Origin of the sequence: Pseudomonas sp. URMO17WK12:I7, from assembly GCF_003269045.1 — a bacterium.
Taxonomy (GTDB): Bacteria; Pseudomonadota; Gammaproteobacteria; order Pseudomonadales; family Pseudomonadaceae; genus Aquipseudomonas; species Aquipseudomonas putida_J.
Genome location: NZ_QLTL01000002.1, coordinates 151,380 through 173,190, shown reverse-complemented (window position 1 = coordinate 173,190; position 21,811 = coordinate 151,380). Strand labels below are relative to the sequence as shown.

At 62.9% G+C, this 21,811-nt stretch carries 19 protein-coding genes; 15 read left to right on the top strand and 4 right to left on the bottom strand.

Features of this window, described 5'->3' with window-relative positions; translation table 11 throughout:
- Positions 1-33: 33 nt before the first annotated feature.
- From H040_RS02990 to H040_RS02950, 9 genes are all read left to right on the top strand, one after another.
- Positions 34-402, top strand: a complete 369-nt coding sequence (locus H040_RS02990) for a DUF5064 family protein (protein ID WP_027920180.1) — start codon at positions 34-36, stop codon at positions 400-402.
- A gap of 196 nt (positions 403-598) precedes the next feature.
- Positions 599-2,107, top strand: coding sequence for a sigma-54-dependent transcriptional regulator (locus H040_RS02985; protein ID WP_027920181.1), 1,509 nt, complete (start codon positions 599-601; stop codon positions 2,105-2,107).
- A gap of 106 nt (positions 2,108-2,213) precedes the next feature.
- A complete protein-coding gene (gene gltS / locus H040_RS02980; RefSeq protein ID WP_027920182.1) occupies positions 2,214-3,419 on the top strand; it encodes a sodium/glutamate symporter in 1,206 nt (401 codons plus the stop codon).
- 277 nt (positions 3,420-3,696) lie between these two features.
- The gene (gcvH, locus tag H040_RS02975; protein ID WP_027920183.1) at positions 3,697-4,080 is read left to right on the top strand and encodes a glycine cleavage system protein GcvH; all 384 of its coding nucleotides are present in this window, start codon (positions 3,697-3,699) and stop codon (positions 4,078-4,080) included.
- 11 nt (positions 4,081-4,091) lie between these two features.
- Complete coding sequence (gene gcvP, locus H040_RS02970; RefSeq protein ID WP_027920184.1) at positions 4,092-6,947, top strand: aminomethyl-transferring glycine dehydrogenase; 2,856 nt, start codon at positions 4,092-4,094, stop codon at positions 6,945-6,947.
- A gap of 136 nt (positions 6,948-7,083) precedes the next feature.
- Positions 7,084-8,460 (top strand): L-serine ammonia-lyase, encoded by a 1,377-nt coding sequence (locus H040_RS02965; protein WP_027920185.1) that lies wholly within the window; start codon positions 7,084-7,086, stop codon positions 8,458-8,460.
- A gap of 26 nt (positions 8,461-8,486) precedes the next feature.
- A complete protein-coding gene (gene gcvT / locus H040_RS02960) occupies positions 8,487-9,608 on the top strand; it encodes a glycine cleavage system aminomethyltransferase GcvT (protein ID WP_027920186.1) in 1,122 nt (373 codons plus the stop codon).
- Positions 9,609-9,965: 357 nt separating this feature from the next.
- Complete coding sequence (locus tag H040_RS02955; protein WP_016392187.1) at positions 9,966-10,175, top strand: cold-shock protein; 210 nt, start codon at positions 9,966-9,968, stop codon at positions 10,173-10,175.
- 90 nt (positions 10,176-10,265) lie between these two features.
- Entirely contained in the window at positions 10,266-10,754 is a 489-nt protein-coding gene (locus H040_RS02950) for an RDD family protein (RefSeq protein WP_027920187.1), read from the top strand.
- 49 nt (positions 10,755-10,803) lie between these two features.
- Here the strand turns inward: H040_RS02950 and lptG are convergent, their stop codons facing one another.
- Together lptG and lptF are read right to left on the bottom strand one after the other, a co-directional pair.
- Positions 10,804-11,865, bottom strand: coding sequence for an LPS export ABC transporter permease LptG (lptG, locus tag H040_RS02945; RefSeq protein ID WP_027920188.1), 1,062 nt, complete (start codon positions 11,863-11,865; stop codon positions 10,804-10,806).
- On the bottom strand, positions 11,858-12,973 hold the full coding sequence (lptF, locus tag H040_RS02940; RefSeq protein WP_027920189.1) for an LPS export ABC transporter permease LptF: 1,116 nt from the start codon (positions 12,971-12,973) through the stop codon (positions 11,858-11,860). The genes lptG and lptF overlap by 8 nt, the downstream gene beginning before the upstream one ends.
- A 289-nt stretch (positions 12,974-13,262) precedes the next feature.
- On the opposite strand from lptF, the gene H040_RS02930 reads away from it, so the two are divergent.
- The 5 genes from H040_RS02930 (at position 13,263) to rlmF (ending at position 19,781) form a co-directional block, all read left to right on the top strand.
- On the top strand, positions 13,263-14,756 hold the full coding sequence (locus H040_RS02930; RefSeq protein ID WP_027920190.1) for a leucyl aminopeptidase: 1,494 nt from the start codon (positions 13,263-13,265) through the stop codon (positions 14,754-14,756).
- A 50-nt stretch (positions 14,757-14,806) separates the two neighbouring features.
- Positions 14,807-15,235: a DNA polymerase III subunit chi gene (locus H040_RS02925; RefSeq protein ID WP_027920191.1), complete on the top strand. Its 429-nt coding sequence runs from the start codon at positions 14,807-14,809 to the stop codon at positions 15,233-15,235.
- Positions 15,236-15,240: 5 nt separating this feature from the next.
- Positions 15,241-15,612, top strand: coding sequence for a hypothetical protein (locus tag H040_RS02920; RefSeq protein WP_027920192.1), 372 nt, complete (start codon positions 15,241-15,243; stop codon positions 15,610-15,612).
- A gap of 209 nt (positions 15,613-15,821) precedes the next feature.
- Positions 15,822-18,668 carry a valine--tRNA ligase gene (locus tag H040_RS02915; protein ID WP_027920193.1) on the top strand — a complete coding sequence of 949 codons (2,847 nt, stop codon included), beginning with the start codon at positions 15,822-15,824 and terminating at the stop codon, positions 18,666-18,668.
- Between the two features lie 162 nt (positions 18,669-18,830).
- Positions 18,831-19,781 (top strand): 23S rRNA (adenine(1618)-N(6))-methyltransferase RlmF, encoded by a 951-nt coding sequence (rlmF, locus tag H040_RS02910; RefSeq protein ID WP_027920194.1) that lies wholly within the window; start codon positions 18,831-18,833, stop codon positions 19,779-19,781.
- Positions 19,782-19,832: 51 nt separating this feature from the next.
- Here the strand turns inward: rlmF and H040_RS02905 are convergent, their stop codons facing one another.
- Positions 19,833-20,114, bottom strand: coding sequence for an HU family DNA-binding protein (locus tag H040_RS02905; protein ID WP_027920195.1), 282 nt, complete (start codon positions 20,112-20,114; stop codon positions 19,833-19,835).
- 393 nt (positions 20,115-20,507) lie between these two features.
- On the opposite strand from H040_RS02905, the gene yejK reads away from it, so the two are divergent.
- A complete protein-coding gene (gene yejK / locus H040_RS02900; RefSeq protein ID WP_027920196.1) occupies positions 20,508-21,515 on the top strand; it encodes a nucleoid-associated protein YejK in 1,008 nt (335 codons plus the stop codon).
- Here yejK and H040_RS02895 read toward each other — a convergent pair whose 3' ends face one another.
- Positions 21,516-21,809: a GIY-YIG nuclease family protein gene (locus tag H040_RS02895; RefSeq protein ID WP_033696509.1), complete on the bottom strand. Its 294-nt coding sequence runs from the start codon at positions 21,807-21,809 to the stop codon at positions 21,516-21,518.
- Between the last annotated feature and the right edge of the window lie 2 nt (positions 21,810-21,811).

Genomic DNA, 21,811 nt, shown 5'->3' with positions numbered 1-21,811 from the left:
GCCCGCCATTTTCATCTTTCGGAGGAGTTTGCCATGGCCCAGTTCCACCCCGGTCACGTGCACATCGAGCGCACTGCGCTCAACAGTGCCGACCACAGCTACGACCTCAACATCGAGTACGAAGCGTTTTCAGACCCCAAGGAAGGCAGAGGCATCCAGTTCCGCATGCATGGCAGCATCGAGGGCAAGACCGTCGATGAAAATTTCTTCCTGGCCAAAGACCAGGTGCTGCCGAGTTTCCTCAGTGTGGCTTCGCGCAAAGCCCAATCCTATCTCGCGCCGCACCAGAAGTTCGAAACGCTGGGTTCGCCGCATAAGCTATACGATGCCATGTTCGAAGACATTCGCCAGAAGCTGGATGTGAAATCAGGCGACCCGATCAAGCCTGAACATCTGGAGTGATTCGAGAACCTGGGGCTGCTTCGCAGCCCTTTCCGACCGGTCCGGCGCCCCGGCAAGGCCGCTCCTACAAACGATCGCGCTCCCCTGTAGGAGCGGCCTTGCCGGGGCGCCGGACCGGTCGGAAAGGGCCGCAAAGCGGCCCCGACGATGTTAAGGCATACTACCGCCCTCCCAGGCCACCACTTTCACCGTTCCCATGCGCATCCACGTCAGCTTCATCGACCGCGTCGGCATCACCCAGGAAGTCCTCGCCCTGCTCGGTGCCCGCAACCTCAACCTGGACGCCGTGGAAATGGTCCCGCCCAACGTCTACATCGATGCCCCGACCCTCAGCCCGGCGGTACTCGAAGAACTCCACGACGCCCTGTTCGAAGTGCGTGGCGTGCAGTCGGTGGACGTGGTCGACATCCTCCCCGGCCAGCGCCGCCACCTGCAGCTCGACGCCCTGCTGGCGGCCATGAGCGACCCGGTGCTAGCAGTCGACAGCGCCGGCAAGGTGCTGCTGGCAAACCCGGCGCTGATCGCCCTGTGCGGCCGCGAATCCGCAGGGCGCACGGTGGGCGAACTGTTCAATGACCCCGACCTGCTGCAGGCCTTGCTGGACAACAACTTCCACCTGCCGATGCGCGAGATGCAGCTCAACGGCCAGAGCCTGCTGCTGGACGCTTCACCCATCACCAACGCCGGCGGCCTGCTGACGCTGTATGCGCCGAACCGCATGGGCGAGCGCCTGTCCGCCCTGCACCACGACCACGCTGAAGGTTTCGATGCGTTGCTCGGCGAATCACCGGCGATCCGCACCCTCAAGGCCCGCGCCCTGCGTGTGGCGGCCCTCGATGCGCCGCTGCTGGTGCACGGCGAAACCGGCACCGGCAAGGAACTGGTGGCCCGCGCCTGCCATGCCATCAGCAGCCGCCATACCGCGCCGTTCCTCGCCCTCAACTGCGCCGCACTGCCCGAAAGCCTGGCCGAGAGCGAGCTGTTCGGCTATGCACCCGGTGCCTTCACCGGCGCCCAGCGCGGTGGCAAGCCGGGGCTGATGGAGCTGGCCAACCAGGGCACTGTGTTTCTCGATGAGATCGGCGAAATGTCGCCGTACCTGCAGGCCAAGCTGCTGCGTTTTCTCAGCGACGGCAGCTTCCGCCGAGTCGGTGGCGATCGCGAGGTGAAAGTGGATGTGCGCATCATCAGCGCCACCCACCGTGACCTGGAACGCATGGTCGCCGAAGGCACCTTCCGTGAAGACCTGTTCTACCGCCTCAACGTGCTCAACCTGCAAGTGCCGCCGCTGCGTGACCGAGGCCAGGACATCCTCATGCTGGCGCACTACTTCATGCAGCAGGCCTGCACGCAGATCCAGCGGCCACCCTGCAGGCTCACACCGGCTACCCACTCGGCGTTGCTTGCCAACCCTTGGCCAGGCAACGTGCGCCAGCTGCAGAACGTGATTTTCCGTGCGGCAGCCATCTGCGAGGGCAACCTGGTGGATATCGGTGACCTGGATATCGCTGGCACCTCCGTGGCCCGCGGGCAGGATGGCGAAGTAGCCAGCCTGGAACAGGCGGTAGGCGAGTTTGAGCGCGAACTGCTGCAGCGCCTGTATGCCAGCTACCCCTCCACCCGGCAGCTGGCGGGGCGCCTGCAGACCTCTCACACGGCGATTGCACAACGCCTGCGCAAGTACGGCATTCCTGGCAAATTCTGACCTTTTCTCAGCTACATAACAGATTTTTCCTACAAGTTCGGTCATTACTTCATCAGACCGGTGAGTAAAATGGCTTTCTTCCTCGTTTACAAGAAGAATGCCTCCCATGCTGGAACTCGACTTCTACGGCACGCTGGTTGCCGCCTCCCTGGTCCTGCTGCTGGGGCATGGCCTGGTGAAACGCGTCGCCATCCTGCGTACCTACAACATTCCTGAGCCAGTGGCCGGCGGCCTGGTCGTTGCGCTGATATTGCTGGGCTTGCGCAGTTTCGACCTGAAAGTTCAATTCGACAGCTCTTTGCAGGCACCGTTGATGCTGGCCTTCTTTGCCACCATCGGCCTGAACGCGGACTTCGCCAGCCTGAAAAAAGGTGGCCGCGTGGTGGGTATATTCCTGCTCGCAGTCACCGGGCTGTTACTGGTGCAGAACGCCATGGGCATCGGCCTGGCCACAGCGCTGGGGCTGGACCCGCTGATGGGCCTGCTGACCGGTTCCATCACCTTGTCCGGCGGCCATGGCACCGGCGCGGCCTGGGGGAGCACTTTCAGCGAAAAGTACGGCCTTGCCTCGGCCTCGGAACTCGCCCTGGCCTCCGCCACCTTTGGCCTGGTGCTCGGCGGCCTGATCGGTGGGCCGGTTGCCCGCCTGCTGATCAAGCGCGTGCAGGCGCCCGGCGTCGAACATGCGATGTCGCGCCTGCCCAAGGGGTTCGAAGAACCGCAAAAGGAGCGCCTGATCACACCGTTTTCATTCATCGAAACCCTGGCGCTGATCTCGGTCAGCCTGCTCGGTGGCACACTCCTCAATGCCCAGCTACAAGGCACGGTGTTCGAACTACCCACCTTCGTCTGCGTCCTGTTCGTGGGTGTGTTGCTACGCAACGGGCTCTCAGCGCTGGGCCTGTACCAGGTGTTCGAACGGGAGGTATCGGTACTGGGCAATGTCAGCCTGTCACTGTTCCTGGCAATCGCGCTGATGTCGCTCAAGCTGTGGGACCTCGCTGCTCTGGCCCTGCCATTCCTGATCATCCTGGCCGCGCAGACATTGCTGATGGCGCTGTTCGCGGTCTTTGTGACGTTCCGGGTCATGGGTAGCAATTACGACGCGGCAGTACTGGCTGCAGGGCACTGCGGGTTCGGTCTGGGCGCCACGCCGACCGCCATCGCCAACATGCAAGCGGTAACCCACCGCTTCGGGCCTTCGCAAATGGCGTTTCTGGTGGTACCGATGGTGGGCGCGTTCTTCATCGACATCATCAATGTGATCGTGATCAAGCTGTACCTGGCACTGCCCATGTTCACTGTGGGTTAAGCCTTCACCCTACGATGTATTGATTTCAATACACCGTATTGAAATCAATACATCGCTTCCCCCCCGCGCTGAGCAAGGGTTTGATCCCCAAACCCTTTTCCCGCCCGCCTCGACTGTAGCGATTTCGCTACAGCTGAACGAAAAAACCGTTGAGAAAAATATACAACTCATTGTTTTATAACGTTTTTTTACGTATGGCCGCATTATTGCAAAGGGAATCCCAACCCCAAGAGCGCGGACGCACCGCGCCCAACGCCCTGCTTCCCGAGGATTCCCCATGAGCGAGTTGCGTTTCACTGAAGATCACGAATGGCTGCGCGTCGAAGCCGATGGCAGCGTCACCGTGGGCATCACCGCCTACGCCCAGAACGCCCTTGGCGATGTGGTCTATGTGCAACTGCCTGAGCTGCAGGCGTACGACAAAGGCGCCGAAGCCTCCACCGTCGAATCGGTGAAAGCCGCCAGCGGCGTGTACATGCCCCTGACCGGTGAAGTGGTCGCCGTCAACGACGGCCTCAACGACAGCCCAGAGCGGGTCAACGAAGACCCGCTGGGCGAAGGCTGGTTCTTCCGCTTCATCCCTGCCGACATGAGCGAAGTCACCGCCCTGCTCGACCAGGACGCCTATGACCGCCTGATCAAAGCCAACGACGACGCCTGAGGAATTCGACCATGACCATCAACCTCGGCACCGCCAACGAATTCATCGCCCGTCACATCGGCCCCCGCGCCGCCGACGAGCAAGCCATGCTCGCCACCCTGGGCTTCGACTCGCTGGACGCCATGACCGCTGCGGTCATCCCTGACAGCATCAAAGGCACCAGCGTGCTTGGCTCGGAAGATGGCCAGAGCGAAGCCTATGCCCTTGCTGCACTCAAGGCCATCGCCAGCAAGAACGCTCTGTTCAAGAGCTTCATCGGCCAGGGCTACTACAACACCCACACTCCGGCGCCGATCCTGCGCAACCTGCTGGAAAACCCGGCCTGGTACACCGCCTACACCCCGTACCAGCCAGAAATTTCCCAGGGTCGCCTGGAAGCGCTGCTGAACTTCCAGACCCTGATCAGCGACCTCACCGGCCTGCCCATCGCCAACGCATCCTTGCTCGACGAAGCCACAGCCGCTGCCGAAGCCATGACCTTCTGCAAGCGCCTGTCGAAGAACAAGGCCAGCCACGCCTTCTTCGCCTCCGTGCACTGCCACCCGCAAACCCTCGACGTGCTGCGCACCCGTGCCGAACCGCTGGGCATCGAGATCGTGGTGGGCGACGAGCGTGAACTGGGCGATGTCAGCGCCTTCTTCGGCGCCCTGCTGCAGTACCCGGCCAGCAATGGCGAAGTGTTCGACTACCGTGAAGTCGTCGCGCGCTTCCACGCAGCCAACGCCCTGGTCGCCGTTGCCGCCGACCTGCTGGCCCTGACCCTGCTGACCCCGCCGGGCGAGTTCGACGCCGATGTGGCCATCGGCAGCGCCCAGCGCTTCGGCGTGCCACTGGGCTTTGGTGGCCCGCACGCGGCCTATTTCGCTACCCGCGATGCCTTCAAGCGCGACATGCCGGGCCGCCTGGTCGGCGTGTCGATCGACCGCTTCGGCAAGACCGCCCTGCGCCTGGCCATGCAGACCCGCGAACAGCACATTCGCCGCGAGAAGGCCACCAGCAACATCTGCACCGCCCAGGTGCTGCTGGCCAACATCGCCAGCATGTTCGCCGTGTACCACGGCCCGGCAGGCCTCAAGCGCATTGCCGAACGCACCCACGCGCTGACCGCGATTCTGGCTGCCGGCCTGAAAACCCTGGGGCTCGAAGTGGTTGGCGAAACCGCCTTCGACACCCTGACCCTGGCCACCGGCGGCGCCACTGCAAGCCTGCATGACAAGGCCCGCACCCTGCGCATCAACCTGCGCCAGATCGACGCCGCTCACCTGGGCATGTCGCTCGACGAAACCAGCACCCAGGCCGACGTCGAAGCCCTCTGGCAACTGCTCGGCGCTGGCCAGGCCCAGCCTGACTTCGCTGCCCTGGCCGCCAGCACCGGCTCGCGCCTGCCAGCCGCCCTGCTGCGCCAGTCGGCCATCCTCGAACACCCGGTGTTCAACCGCTACCACAGCGAAACCGAGCTGATGCGCTACCTGCGCCGCCTGGCCGACAAGGACCTGGCGCTGGACCGCAGCATGATTCCGCTGGGCTCGTGCACCATGAAGCTCAACGCTGCCAGCGAAATGATCCCGGTGACCTGGGCCGAGTTCGGCAACCTGCACCCGTTCGCTCCGGCCGAACAAAGCCAGGGCTACCTGCAGATGACCACCGAGCTGGAGGCCATGCTCTGCGCCGCCACCGGCTACGACGCCGTGTCGCTGCAACCCAACGCCGGCTCCCAGGGTGAATACGCAGGCCTCTTGGCCATTCGTGCCTACCACCGCAGCCGTGGCGAAGGCCACCGCGACATCTGCCTGATCCCGTCTTCGGCCCACGGCACCAACCCGGCGACCGCACACATGGCCGGCATGCGCGTGGTGGTCACTGCGTGCGACGCCCGCGGCAACGTCGATGTCGAGGACCTGCGCGCCAAGGCCATCGAACACCGCGAGCGCCTGGCCGCGATCATGATCACCTACCCGTCGACCCACGGCGTGTTCGAGGAAGCGATCGGCGAGATCTGCGCGATCATCCATGACAACGGCGGCCAGGTGTACATCGATGGCGCCAACATGAATGCCATGGTCGGTCTCTGTGCACCGGGCAAGTTCGGTGGCGACGTGTCGCACCTGAACCTGCACAAGACATTCTGCATCCCGCATGGCGGTGGCGGCCCGGGCGTCGGCCCGATCGGCGTCAAGTCGCACCTGGCGCCGTTCCTGCCGGGCCATGCTGCGCTCGAAAACACCGAGGGCGCGGTGTGCGCCGCACCGTTCGGCAGCGCCAGCATTCTGCCGATCACCTGGATGTACATTCGCATGATGGGTGGCGCCGGCCTCAAGCGTGCTTCGCAGATGGCAATCCTCAACGCCAACTACATCGCCCGCCGCCTGGAAGAGCACTATCCTGTCCTGTACACCGGTGGCAATGGCCTGGTCGCCCACGAATGCATCCTCGACCTGCGCCCGCTCAAGGACACCAGCGGCATCAGCGTCGATGACGTGGCCAAGCGCCTGATCGACTTCGGTTTCCATGCGCCGACCATGTCGTTCCCGGTGGCCGGCACGCTGATGATCGAACCGACCGAAAGCGAGTCAAAGGAAGAACTGGACCGCTTCTGCGACGCGATGATCCAGATCCGCGAAGAGATTCGCGCGGTGGAGAACGGCAGCCTGGACAAGGACGACAACCCGCTGAAGAACGCCCCGCACACTGCGGCCGAGCTGGTTGGCGAATGGGCCCATGGCTATAGCCGCGAGCAGGCGGTGTACCCGCTGCCGAGCCTGGTGGAGAGCAAGTACTGGCCGCCGGTCGGCCGGGTCGACAACGTGTTCGGCGACCGCAACCTGGTGTGCGCCTGCCCGTCGATCGAGAGCTATCAGGACGCCTGATAGCCCCAGGATTGACACATAACCTGTGGGAGCGGGTTTACCCGCGAATGCGACAGTGGCTTCACCTCCGCCTTCGCGGGTGAACCCGCTCCCACAGGGACAAGTGTCCGCCCAAACAACCTGGTAGGAGGTCACCATGTCACTGAGCGTCTTCGACCTGTTCAAGATCGGCATCGGCCCCTCCAGCTCCCACACAGTCGGCCCGATGCGCGCCGCCGCGCGCTTCGCCGAAGGGCTGCGCCGCGATGGCCTGCTGGCCAGCACCGTTTGCGTCAAGGCCGAGCTGTACGGCTCGCTCGGCGCCACCGGAAAAGGCCACGGCAGCGACAAGGCGGTATTGCTCGGCCTGGAAGGCGAGCACCCTGATACCGTCGATACCGAATCCATTCCCGCCCGCCTGCAGGCCATCCGCACTAGCGGCCAGCTCAGCCTGCTCGGTGAGCAGACCATTGCCTTCAACGAAAAGCAGCACCTGGCGATGATCCGCAAGCCCTTGGCCTATCACCCCAACGGCATGATCTTTCGTGCGTTCGATGCAGCCGGATTGCAAATCCGCAGCAGGGAATACTACTCGGTGGGTGGCGGTTTCGTGGTGGACGAGGACGCCGCCGGCCAGGACCGCATCGTCGAGGACAGCACCGTGCTGACCTACCCGTTCAAAACCGCCAAGGAACTGCTCGGCCACTGCACCGCGCAGCACCTGCCGGTCAGCCAGGTGATGCTGGCCAACGAGGCCGCCTGGCGCCCGGAAAGCGAAACACGCAGCGGGTTGCTGCACATCTGGCAGGTGATGCAAGACTGCGTCGAAGCCGGCTACCGGCACGAAGGCATCCTGCCCGGCGGGCTCAAGGTCAAGCGCCGCGCCCCGGCGCTGTACCGTCAACTCAGCCGCCATCCGGAGGCCAGCCTGCGCGACGCACTGTCGGTGCTCGACTGGGTCAACCTCTACGCCCTGGCAGTAAACGAGGAAAACGCCTACGGCGGGCGCGTGGTCACCGCGCCCACCAATGGCGCGGCGGGCATCGTTCCGGCGGTGTTGCATTACTACATGCGCTTCGTCCCGGGTGCCAGCGAAGACGGGGTGGTGCGTTTTCTGCTCACCGCTGCCGCCATCGGCATCCTGTACAAGGAAAACGCCTCGATTTCCGGGGCTGAAGTCGGCTGCCAGGGCGAGGTCGGCGTGGCCTGCTCGATGGCCGCGGGGGCGCTTTGCGAAGTGATGGGCGGCACCCCGCAGCAAGTGGAAAACGCCGCTGAAATCGGCATGGAACACAACCTCGGCCTGACCTGCGACCCGATTGGTGGCCTGGTTCAGGTGCCCTGCATCGAACGCAACGCCATGGGCTCGGTGAAAGCCATCAACGCCGTACGCATGGCGTTGCGCGGTGACGGGCAACACTACGTGTCGCTCGACAAGGTGATCCGCACCATGCGCCAGACCGGCGCCGACATGAAAAGTAAATACAAGGAGACCGCCCGCGGCGGTCTGGCCGTCAACATCATCGAATGTTGACCCGATAACAAACCAAGGAGTCATCGATGTCCGAAACACTGCAAAAGACCCCGCTGCACGCCCTGCACCTTGAACTGGGCGCGCGCATGGTGCCGTTCGCCGGCTTCGACATGCCGGTGCAGTACCCGCTGGGCGTGCTCAAGGAGCACCTGCACACCCGCGAACAGGCTGGCCTGTTCGACGTCTCGCACATGGGCCAGATCGTCCTGCGTGGCGCCGATGCAGCCAAGGCCCTGGAGTCCCTGGTGCCCGTGGACATCATCGACCTGCCAGTCGGCATGCAGCGTTACGCCATGTTCACCAACGAGCAAGGCGGCATCCTCGACGACCTGATGGTCGCCAACCTCGGTGACGACACCCTGTTCCTGGTGGTCAACGCGGCCTGCAAGGACCAGGACCTGGCCCACCTGCAGGCACACATCGGCAGCCGTTGTGAAGTGCAGCCCTTGTTCGAGGCACGTGCCCTGCTCGCCCTGCAAGGCCCGGCTGCAGTCAAGGTGCTGGAGCGCCTGGCACCAGAAGTGGCAAGCATGACTTTCATGCAGTTCCGCCCGGTCAAACTGCTGGGTGAAGACTGCTTCGTCAGCCGCTCGGGCTATACCGGCGAAGACGGCTATGAGATCTCGGTGCCGACTGGCGCAGCCGAAGCCCTGGCCCGTCGCCTGCTTGCCGAGCCTGAGGTGCAGCCTATCGGCCTGGGTGCGCGCGACTCCTTGCGCCTGGAAGCCGGCCTGTGCCTGTATGGCCACGACATGGACACCAGCACCACGCCAATCGAAGCCAGCCTGCTCTGGGCAGTGTCCAAGGTTCGTCGCGCCGACGGTAGCCGCGCCGGTGGCTTCCCGGGCGCCGAGGCGGTATTCGCTCAACAGCAACAAGGTGTAGCGCGCAAACGAGTGGGTTTGTTGCCGCAAGAGCGTACCCCCGTGCGCGAAGGTGCGGATATTGTTGATGCGTTCGATAAAACTGTTGGCAAAGTGTGCAGTGGCGGTTTCGGCCCGACACTCGGCGCCCCTGTTGCAATGGGCTATGTCGATATCGAACACAGTGCACTCGACACTGCACTGTTTGCCTTGGTGCGTGGCAAGAAGGTTGCCTTGAAAGTCAGCAAAATGCCTTTCGTTCCACAGCGTTACTATCGTGGTTGAAGGTAGGGTCTGAGGTTTGCGGGCAGGTTGCAGATATTCGATTTCGAACCTGCCCAATAACTTTTGAACATGGCGCCAGGCCAGGCACCATGCCGTTTCCGACAAATCTGTCGGTTCTCGGCAAAACGCCAATTTTCCATACGACCAAGGGCTTGTTTTTTTCTCGGGAGTTGGCGTAGAGTCACTGCACTGTGTTTGCATGGGTCGCAACAGTTCGTGACCTGGGCCAGTAGCCGAAATTTGCTACAACCCGTTCGACGTCTCTTACTTTCCTGCAACCCAGCCCAGTACTCTTTCACACTTATATAACGTGAAAGAAACTGTCATCAAAATTCAAGCTTCATAGGAAATAAGACAATGGCTGAGCGTCAGAACGGTACCGTCAAGTGGTTCAATGACGAAAAAGGTTACGGTTTCATCACCCCAGAAAGCGGTCCGGATCTGTTCGTACACTTCCGTGCCATCGAAGGTAACGGCTTCAAGAGCCTGAAAGAAGGCCAGAAGGTCACCTTCGAAGCAGTCCAAGGCCAAAAAGGCATGCAGGCTGACAAAGTCCAGCCTGTCTAAGCACAAGCCCGACTCCCCAAAGCCCCTGCCATGTGCAGGGGCTTTTTTTTGCACGTAGAATAGCGGCTTCGCCATTCGGAGCTGTTCTGCATGCCCAAGCCTCTGCTCTCCCCCCAGGGTGATTTCCCACCAGTCGGCCTGGGCCGACGCCTGGCGGCGATGTTCTACGACTTCCTGTTGTGTACCGCACTGCTGATCGTCACCGCAGGGGCCTACAAGATGATCCAGATGGCGATCATCGGCGAAGCCCGCATGCGTGAACTGACCGAGGCCGGGGCGCTGGATGGCGACCCGCTGCTCTCGACCATTCTGCTGTTCGCCCTGTTCGGCTTCTTTGCCAAATTCTGGACCCATGGCGGCCAGACCCTTGGCATGCAGGTGTGGGGCGTGCGCGTGCAGAACGCTGATGGCAGCGCGATCAGCCTGTGGCAGGCACTGTTGCGTTTCGTGGTGTCGATTGCCTCCTGGCTGTGCCTGGGGCTTGGGTTCTTCTGGTCGCTGATCGACAAACGCCAACGCGGCTGGCATGACATCTATTCGGAAACCCAGCTGGTGCGGGTGCCCAAGCAGAAAAAGTAGGCACAAAAAAGCCGACCCCGGGGTCGGCTTTTTCTTTTGCGTCAGCTCATCATCCAGCCCGGCGCAACAACCAAAGGCCGGCCACGGCACAGATACCCGCCGGGATCACCACCGCCAGCAGCGGCGGGAACCCGAACACCTGGCTCGACGGGCCCAGCAGGTCCTGGCCAATGCGGAACACGAAGCCCACCAGCACACCGGTGAACACGCGCTGGCCAAGGGTTACCGAACGCAGGGGGCCGAAGATGAAGGAAATCGCCATCAGTACCAGGGCGGCGGTCACCATCGGCTGCAGCACCTTGGTCCAGAACGCCAGCCAGTAGCGCGCGTTGTTCAGGCCCTGGTCGGACAGGTAGTGGATGTAGTCCCACAGCCCGGTGATCGACAGCGACTCGGGGGCCATGATCACCGTATTGAGCAGTTGCGGTGTCAGCGAAACGTCCCAGAGCTCGCTCGGCGCCGTCACCACTTCGGTATGGTCACCGCGGAAGTGAGTGGTGCTGATATCGCTGAGTGTCCAGTGGTCATCGGTGTACTGGGCGCGACGGGCAAAGCTCGAAGTCTGGATCTTGCGCTCGTTGTCGAAGCGGTAGCGAGTCACGCCCAGCAGCAAGCCATTGGGCTGCACGGAGTTGATGTGCACGAACTCCTCGCCCTGGCGGTGCCACATGCCATGCTTGGAGCTTTGCGCTTCACCACCACCCTGGGCCAGCGAACGGTCGGCCTGGGCCTTGTTCTCGGTGACCGGGGCGACGTATTCACCAATCAGCAGGCCGACCACCATCAGCACCAGCATCGGTTTCATCACCGCCCAGACGATGCGGCCGATGGAGACACCGGCGGCACGCATGATGGTCAGCTCACTGTTGCTGGCCAGGCTGCCGAGACCGATCAGGCAGCCGATCAGCGCCGCCATCGGCAGCATTTCGTACAGGCGCCGAGGCGCAGTCAGCAGGACGAAATTACCCGCATCCAGCAAGGTGTAGGTGTCGCTCAGTTCGCCCATCTCGTCGATGAAGGCGAACAGCGAGGCCAGGCCGAGAATGATCCCCAGCACGGCCAGAATGGCCAGCAGCACGCTCTGGCCGATATAGCGGTCGAGCTTAGCCATGGGCCACCTCCGCACGACGGGCAGCCATTTTCAGGCGCAGCGGTTCCCAGTACATCAGGGCCAGGCCGATCAGCAGGAACAGGCCGTGCACCCACCAGATGCCCAGGCCAATCGGCAACTTGCCCTTCTCAAGGGCGCCGCGTACGGAAATCAGCATTGTCAGGTAAGCCATGTACAGAAGAATCGCCGGCAGCAGCTTGAGGAAGCGGCCCTGGCGTGGATTGACCCTGGCCAGCGGCACCGCCATCAAGGTCACGATGAACACCAGGATCGGCAGCGACAGGCGCCATTGCAACTCGGCACGCTCGCGCAGGTCGGTCTTGCTGAACAGCTCAAGGGTCGGGATCGCTTCGCGATCGGTCACTTCCTCGGCGACTTCCGGCTTTGGCAGCAATACACCGTAGGTGTCGTACTTGATGGCACGGTAGTCCGCCTGGCCCGGGTTACCGTCGTAGCGGTAGCCGTTCTCCAGCACCAGATAGCGATTGCCATCGGCCTGTATTTCCTGATGGCCTTTCTCGGCGACCAGTACCGAAGGAGCACGGTCCTTGGTCTTGTCCTGATTGAAGCGCTTCTCGGAAATGAACACCCCGGCCAGCTTGACGCGGTCGTCGGACAGCTGCTCGGTGTAGGTGACCCGTGAACCGTCGCGCAAAGTCTGGAAGCGGCCCGGCACCAAGGTGTCGAACTCCGTCATGGCATCCTGTTGGGCAATGATCTTCTGCACCTGAGCTACGCCCAAGGGTGACAGGCTCAGGCTCAGCCAGGCGACCAGCAATGCGACCAGCGCAGCTGGCGCCATGGTCAGCCCCAGCAGACGCTGCTGGCTCATGCCGGTCGCCGAAAGGACGGTCATTTCGCTTTCCAGGTACAGCCGGCCATATGCCAGGAGAATCCCGAGGAACAGACCTAGCGGCAGAATCAGCTGCAGGAAACCTGGCATGCGGAAACCCATGATCAGGAACAGCACGCCCGGATCGAGGATGCCCTGGGCCGCCTGGGCCAGGTATTTGATGAAACGCCCGCTCATGATGATTACCAACAGCACGGCGCTGACGGCGCTCAAGGTCACCAGGACCTCGCGGGACAGATAACGAAAGACGATCAAACCAGACACTCCTGGGTTGTCAGGGGCGGACTGCCAAACATTGGCCTGTGACAGCCAGGACCAAAGCTGGTTCGCCAAAGGCGAACCTCCATATAAAGTGCGCGCATTATCCTGTGATTGGTGGCGCCTGTCACTTGGCTGCGCATGAAGGCCCACATCGGGCTTGTCAGCACGCTTGCCAGAGGCTCAAACTGGCAGCTTTTCCACTGGTGCGCGACATCGCGGCCAGGCCCGTCCAGAGCGCGAAAACGCATAGCGCCAACTGCATAGATCATTCGGGGACCCTGACATGGAACTGGTTGTAAAAAGCGTAGCTGCTGCATCCGTAAAAACCGCCACACTGGTCGTGGCGGTCGGTGAAGGGCGCAAGCTCGGTACTGTCGCCAAGGCCATCGACCAAGCCTGCGAAGGCGCTATCAGTGCGGTGCTCAAGCGCGGCGACCTGGCCGGAAAACCAGGCCAGACCCTGTTGCTGCAGAGCCTGACGGGCCTGAAGGCCGAGCGCGTGCTGCTGGTCGGCAGCGGCAAGGACGAAGCCCTCGGTGACCGCGCATGGCGCAAACTGGTCGCCAGCGTGGCCGGCGTGCTCAAGGGCCTGAACGGCAGCGATGCCGTGCTGGCACTGGACGATATCGCCGTCAGCAACCGCGACGCTCATTACGGCAAGTACCGCCTGCTGGCCGAGACCTTGCTCGACGGCGAATACGTGTTCGACCGTTTCAAGAGCCAGAAGGCCGAGCCGCGCGCCCTGAAGAAAGTCACCCTGCTGGCCGACAAGGCCGGCCTGGCCGAGGTCGAACGCGCCGTCAAGCACGCCAGCGCCATCGCCACCGGCATGGCCTTCACCCGCGACCTCGGCAACCTGCCGCCCAACCTGTGCCACCCGAGCTACCTGGCCGAGCAGGCCAAGGACATGGGCAAGGCCCACAAGGGCCTGAAGGTCGAAGTCCTGGATGAGAAGAAGATCAAGGACCTGGGCATGGGCGCGTTCTATGCCGTGGGCCAGGGCAGCGACCAGCCACCGCGCCTGATCGTGCTCAACTACCAGGGGGGCAAGAAGGCCGACAAGCCGTTCGTACTGGTGGGCAAGGGCATCACCTTCGATACCGGCGGCATCAGCCTCAAGCCAGGCGCTGGCATGGATGAAATGAAATACGACATGTGCGGCGCCGCCAGCGTGTTCGGCACCCTGCGTGCGGTCCTCGAGCTGCAACTGCCAATCAACCTGGTATGCCTGCTGGCTTGCGCCGAGAACATGCCGAGCGGCGGTGCCACACGCCCAGGAGACATCGTCACCACCCTGAGTGGCCAGACCGTCGAAATCCTCAACACCGACGCCGAAGGCCGCCTGGTGCTGTGCGACACCCTGACCTACGCCGAGCGCTTCAAGCCGCAGGCGGTGATCGACATCGCCACCCTGACCGGCGCCTGCATCGTCGCCCTGGGCAGCCACACTTCAGGCCTGATGGGCAACAATGACGAACTGGTCGGCCAACTGCTCGACGCCGGCAAGCGCGCCGACGACCGCGCCTGGCAGCTGCCGCTGTTCGACGAGTACCAGGAGCAACTGGACAGCCCGTTCGCCGACATGGGCAACATCGGCGGGCCGAAAGCCGGCACCATCACCGCAGGCTGCTTCCTGTCGCGTTTCGCCAAGGCTTACAACTGGGCGCACATGGACATCGCCGGCACGGCCTGGATCAGCGGCGGCAAGGACAAGGGCGCCACCGGTCGCCCGGTCCCGCTGCTGACCCAGTACCTGCTGGACCGCGCTGGCGCCTGATGCCGTGAGGCCTGTGGCGCCCCGGGCGCCGCAGGCTGGCAGAGCACACCATGAGCAAAGTCGATTTCTATATCCTGCCCACCGACTCGCTGTCAGCGCGGCTGGATTTCGCCTGCAAGCTGTGTGAGAAGGCCTGGCGCCTCGGCCACCGGGTCTACCTGCACTGCCAGGACGCCGAGCAGCGCAACGAGCTGGATCAACGCCTGTGGCGCTTCAAGGGCGAAGCCTTCGTGCCCCATGACCTGGCGGAAGAGCACGCGCACGCCTCAGTGGCCCTGGGCCTGGCGGACGATGCCGGCGAGCACCGTGACCTGCTGATCAACCTGGGTGCCGATGTACCGGGCTTCGTTGGCCAGTTCGAGCGGGTTGCCGAGATCGTTGTCGAGGCGCCCGGCATTCGCCAATCGGCCCGCGAGCGGTTCCGTTTCTACCGCGAACAGGGCTATGCTCTGCAAGACCACCGCTTACAGCGACTTTAACGACGATGGACAAGCCTTCCGCCCTACCCGATTCCTCCCATCTGCTGGACGACCTGGAGTCGATTCGCCAGTTGCTCGGCGATGCCGACCTGCAGCCGCCGCTGCTGACCGAAACGGTCGAGCAGATTCCGCTGTTGCTCGACGTGCCTGCAGGCAACGCGGCGCCGGCACCTGATGCCGAGCCCGCAGCAACTGAGCCCGAGGATGATCCGCAAACCCGCCGCCAGGACACCCTGCTGCACCTGGAGAGCGAGTTGCGCGCCGCGGCGCAGATGATCATGCAAGACGTGATCAACGACTTTACCCCGCATATCGAGAACGAAATCAAGCGCCGCCTGGATGCGCGGATCGAGCGCCTGATCAAACGTTCCGAGTAAGCCTGAAAATCGGCGGCGTCTGCTTCGCGGGCAAGCCCGCTCCCACAGGATCACCACCATTCTGAAGACTGTGCTGCACCTGTGGGAGCGGGCTTGCCCGCGAAGCAGGCGCCACTGTTCCGACAGTTGTCAGCAGCTTGTCGCCTGCGGCCCCCAGCTTGGTTATACTTCCCGGCTTTCCCGAATAAATGCACAGGGTCCCGCCGCGCATGGATAAGACCTACCAGCCGCACGCCATCGAAACTTCCTGGTACAACACCTGGGAGTCCGAGAACTATTTCGCTCCACAAGGTGCAGGTGAGTCCTACACCATCATGATCCCGCCACCGAACGTGACCGGCAGCCTGCACATGGGCCACGGCTTCAACAACGCGATCATGGACGCCCTGATCCGTTTCCGCCGCATGCAAGGCCGCGACACCCTGTGGCAGCCAGGTACCGACCACGCCGGTATCGCCACGCAGATGCTGGTCGAGCGCCAGCTCGAGGCCAAGGGCCAGAACCGTCACGACCTGGGCCGTGAAGCGTTCCTGGAAAAGGTCTGGGAATGGAAGGATCAATCCGGTGGCAACATCAGCCGCCAGATCCGTCGCCTGGGCTCGTCGGTAGACTGGAGCCGCGAGCGCTTCACCATGGACGACGGCCTGTCCGAGGCGGTCAAGGAAGCCTTCGTGCGCCTGCACGAGGATGGCCTGATCTACCGCGGCAAGCGCCTGGTCAACTGGGACACCAAACTGCACACGGCCATCTCCGACCTCGAAGTGGAAAACCACGACGAGAAGGGCCACCTGTGGAACCTGCGCTACCCGCTGGCCGACGGCGCCAAGACCGCCGAGGGCAAGGGCTACCTGGTGGTTGCCACCACCCGCCCGGAAACCCTGCTGGGTGACGCCGCCGTTGCCGTCAACCCGACCGACGAGCGCTACCAGGCACTGATCGGCAAGTTCGTCGAGCTGCCGTTGGTCGGCCGTCGCATCCCGATCATCGCCGACGACTACTGCGATCCGGAATTCGGCACTGGCTGTGTGAAGATCACCCCGGCCCACGACTTCAACGACTACGAAGTCGGCAAGCGCCACAACCTGCCGCTACTGAACATCTTCGACAAGAATGCGCTGGTGCTGTCTGCCGCCCAGGCCTTCAACCTCGACGGCAGTGTCAACGAGCAGTTCGACACCAGCCTGCCCGCCCAGTACGCCGGCCTCGACCGCTTTGTCGCGCGCAAGCAGATCGTCGCCGACCTGGACGCCCAGGGCCTGCTGGTCAGCATCGACGACCACGCCCTGAAGGTGCCGAAGGGCGACCGCTCTGGCACCGTCATCGAGCCGTGGCTGACCGATCAGTGGTACGTCTCTACCAAGCCGCTGGCAGAACCCGCCATCGAAGCCGTGGAAGATGGCCGCATCCAGTTCGTGCCCAAGCAGTACGAGAACATGTACTTCTCCTGGATGCGTGACATCCAGGACTGGTGCATCAGCCGCCAGCTGTGGTGGGGCCACCGCATCCCGGCCTGGTACGACGAGGCTGGCCAGGTCTATGTCGGCCGCAATGAAGAAGAAGTGCGCGCCAAGCACAACCTCGGCAGCGATGTGAACCTGCGCCAGGACGACGACGTGCTCGACACCTGGTTCAGCTCGGGCCTGTGGACCTTCTCCACCCTGGGCTGGCCGGAGCAGACCGAGTTCCTCAAGAAGTTCCACTCCACCGATGTGCTGGTGACCGGCTTCGACATCATCTTCTTCTGGGTTGCGCGCATGATCATGCTGACCATGCACCTGATCAAGAACGAAGACGGCACCCCGCAGGTACCGTTCAAGACCGTTTACGTGCACGGCCTGGTGCGCGATGGCCAGGGCCAGAAAATGTCCAAGTCCAAGGGCAACGTCCTGGACCCGCTGGACATCGTCGACGGTATCACCCTCGATGCCCTGCTGGAAAAACGCACCAGCGGCATGATGCAGCCCAAGCTTGCCGAGAAAATCGCCAAGCAGACCAAGGCCGAGTTCCCTGAAGGTATCGCCAGCTACGGCACCGACGCCCTGCGCTTCACCTTCTGCTCGCTGGCCTCCACCGGCCGCGACATCAAGTTCGACATGGGCCGCGTCGAAGGCTACCGCAACTTCTGCAACAAGATCTGGAACGCCGCCCGCTACGTGCTGGACAAGGGCGAGGACTGCGGCCAGAACGGCGAAGCCTACGAGCTGTCGCTGGCCGACCGCTGGATCATCTCGCAGCTGCAGCGCACCGAAGCCGAAGTGACCCGCCAGCTCGAGCAGTTCCGTTTCGACCTGGCCAGCCAGGCGCTGTACGAGTTCATCTGGAACCAGTACTGCGACTGGTACCTGGAGCTCTCCAAGCCTGTGCTGTGGGACGAGAACGCCCCGGTCGAGCGCGCCCGTGGCACCCGTCGCACCCTGGTGCGCGTGCTGGAAGTGGCGCTGCGCCTGGCACACCCGTTCATGCCGTTCATCACCGAAGAAATCTGGCAGCGCATCGCGCCGCTGGCCGGCATCGAAGGCAAGACCATCATGCTGCAGCCATGGCCAGTGGCCAATGAAAGCCGCATCGATGCCGCCGCCGAAGGTGATATCGAGTGGCTGAAAGAGCTGATGGTCGGCCTGCGCAACATCCGCGCCGAGATGAACATCGGCCCGGGCAAGCCACTGCCGCTGTTCCTGAAGAACGCCAACGCCGACGACCAGCGTCGCCTGCAGGAAAACGAAGCCCTGCTGAAGAAGCTGGCCAAGGTCGAATCGTTCACGGTGCTCGGCGACGCCGACGAAGCACCGCTGTCGGCTACCGCCCTGGTTGGCGACTTGCAGGTACTGGTGCCAATGGCCGGCCTGATCGACAAGGACGCCGAACTGGCTCGCCTGAACAAGGAAATCCAGCGTCTGCAGGGTGAAGTCCAGCGCGTGGGTGGCAAGTTGTCCAACGCTGCCTTCGTCGACAAGGCACCGCCTGCGGTGATCGAGAAGGAGCGCGCCAAGCTGGCCGAGTCCGAGCAGGCCCTGGCCAACTTCACCGAGCAGCATGCGCGGATTGCAGCGCTGTAATTTCTAGAGAGACCGATGGGGCCGCTGTGCGGCCCTTTCGCGACACAAGGCCGCTCCTACAGGGACGGTGCCGGTTTTAGAGGCGCCGCTATCCTGTAGGAGCGGCCTTGTGTCGCGAAAGGGCTGCTAAGCAGCACCACGGCTGCAACACCGGATCCGACCATGACCGACAAACCCACCCTGCACCCGCGCAACCGCCACCAGGGCCGCTACGACTTCCCCAGCCTGATCAAGGCCCACCCTGACCTGGCCCGCTTCACCCTCACCAACCCCCACGGCAAACCCAGCATCGACTTCGCCAACCCAGAAGCCGTGCGGGTGTTCAACCGCGCGTTGCTCAAGGCGCAATACGGCATCCAGCACTGGGATATCCCTGCCGATTACCTGTGCCCACCGATCCCAGGCCGCGCCGACTACATCCACGTGGCCGCCGACCTGTTGGCCGAGGACAATGCCGGCGAGGTGCCCAGGGGCGCCCAGGTTCGGGCACTGGACATTGGCGTAGGCGCCAACTGCATTTATCCGTTGCTCGGTCATAGCGATTACCGGTGGCGCTTCCTCGGCTCTGACATCGACCCGGTTGCACTGGCCTCGGCCAAGGCCATCGTCCAGGCCAACGGTTTGAGCAAGGGCATCAGCCTGCGCCAGCAAGCCAACCGCAAGCACATCCTCAGCGGCCTGCTGCAAGAAGATGAACGCTTCGACCTGACCCTCTGCAACCCGCCCTTCCATGCCTCACGCGAGGAAGCCACCCGTGGCAGCCAGCGCAAGTGGAAGAACCTCGGCAAGCAAGACCCCAAACGCAAGCTGCCAGTGCTCAACTTTGGCGGGCAGAACAACGAACTTTGGTGTGAAGGCGGCGAGATCCGCTTCGTCACCCAACTGGTCGACGAAAGCGCGCAATACGCACGGCAAGTGCTGTGGTTCACCAGCCTGGTGTCCAAGGCCAGCAACCTGCCCGGCATCGAGGCGGCGCTGAAGAAGGCCGGCGCCAAGGCCGTGCGCATCGCCGAGATGGGCCAGGGCCAGAAGCAGAGCCGCATGGTCGCCTGGAGCTTCCAGGACACCGCGGCTCGCCAGGCCTGGCACGCCCAGCGTAAATCGCAGGCATGAAAAAACCGCGCCCCGGCAAGCCGGGCGCGGTTTCGTCAATGCGTCAACGAATTACTTGTTGACTGCGTCGGTCAGGCCCTTGGCCGGAACGAACTTGACGACTTTCTTGGCAGCGATTTCGATGGCAGCGCCAGTCGAAGGGTTGCGGCCGGTACGGGCAGGACGCTCGGAGACTTTCAGCTTGCCGATGCCTGGCAGGGTGATTTCAGCGCCGTTTTCCAGTTGGTCGGCAACGATCTGGCCCAGTTGCTCCAGCGCGTTGCGAGCGGTGGTTTTTGGCGCGTCGATGGCTTCAGCGATGTCGGCAATCAGTTGGTCTTTGGTCAATGCCATGGTGGTGTTCCTTCCCTATCTAATTCAGTGGTTATGCAGCGTTCTACGACGTTATCGGGCCAGCCCCTGAGAACTGGAGGGCCGCGCCAATCGCGCATGTAGATGCGTAAATCGACGTTTGGTTCGACACGGCATGAACACGCTGCCAGCAATGCGCCACACAGGGTGCGCAAGACCGCGCAAAGCTACCACAGGAATGGATAAATATCCGCTACCCGCTTCGATTTAGTGCAGGTTTTTCGGGGGTTCTAGCCGAAAACCCACAAATTTGAACAAAAAACGAACAACCGGCATTTCTGCCAACATCCGGCCACTGCAGCGCCTGTTGTCTGGGGTAAACTGGACGACTTTTGCAGCGCGGCTTGCGGCCGCCCCAGACTCACCGAGAATTCCATGCCAATCCGTCATTGCATCGTTCACCTGATCGACAAGAAGCCCGATGGCAGCCCCGCCGTGCTCCATGCACGGGATACCGAGCTGGGCGCATCGGACGCCATCGAAAACCTCCTGGCCGACCTCAACGACAGCTACAACGCCAAGCAAGGCAAGGCCTGGGGCTTCTTCCACGGCGAGTCCGGTGCCTACCCGCTCAGTGGCTGGCTGAAGCAGTATCTGGAAGACGAGAAAGACTTCGCCGGGTTCAGCCGGGTGGCGGTCGAGCACCTGCAAAAGCTGATGGAAGAGTCCAACCTCTCGACTGGCGGCCACATCCTGTTCGCGCACTACCAGCAAGGCATGACCGACTACCTGGCCATCGCCCTGCTGCACCACAGCGAAGGCGTGGCAGTGAACGCCGAACTGGACGTGACGCCGTCGCGCCACCTCGACCTCGGCCAGCTGCACCTGGCAGCGCGCATCAACCTGTCGGAGTGGAAGAACAACCAGAACTCCAAGCAGTACATCTCGTTCATCAAGGGCAAGAACGGCAAGAAGGTGTCGGACTACTTCCGCGACTTCATCGGCTGCCAGGAAGGCGTCGACGGCCCGGGCGAGACACGCACCCTGCTCAAGGCCTTCAGTGACTTCGTCGAAAGCGAGGACCTGCCGGAAGAAGCCGCCCGCGAGAAGACCCAGACCCTGGTGGAGTACGCCACCACTCAGACCAAGCTCGGTGAACCGGTAACCCTGGAAGAGCTTTCGAGCCTGATCGACGAGGACCGCCCAAAGGCCTTCTACGACCATATCCGTAACAAGGACTACGGCCTGTCGCCGGAAATCCCTGCGGACAAACGCACCCTCAACCAGTTCCGCCGCTTCACCGGGCGTGCCGAAGGCCTGTCGATCAGCTTCGAGGCGCACCTGCTGGGTGATAAGGTGGAGTATGACGAAGCCGCCGGCACCCTGATCATCAAAGGCCTGCCGACCACGCTGGTGGATCAGCTCAAGCGCCGCAAGGACTGATCAGACGGCCACATAGGAGGCGACCAGCGCCTCCTTGGCCGACTTGCGCAACTTCTTCACAAGCCGTTCCTGGCGCAGCGCTTCGCCCTTGTCCGGCCACTGCTCCACATAGACCAGCGCCTGGGCCGGGCTGGTCTTGAAATAGCGGGCGCCCTGGCCTTTCTGGTGGGCAGCGAAACGCCGCTGCGGGTCGTCGCTGATACCGCAGTACAGCGAGCCATTGGCAGCCCTTACCAGATACACGTACCAAGGTTTGCACAGCGGGGTTTGGGCGACTTCGTTGACGATGCTCATGG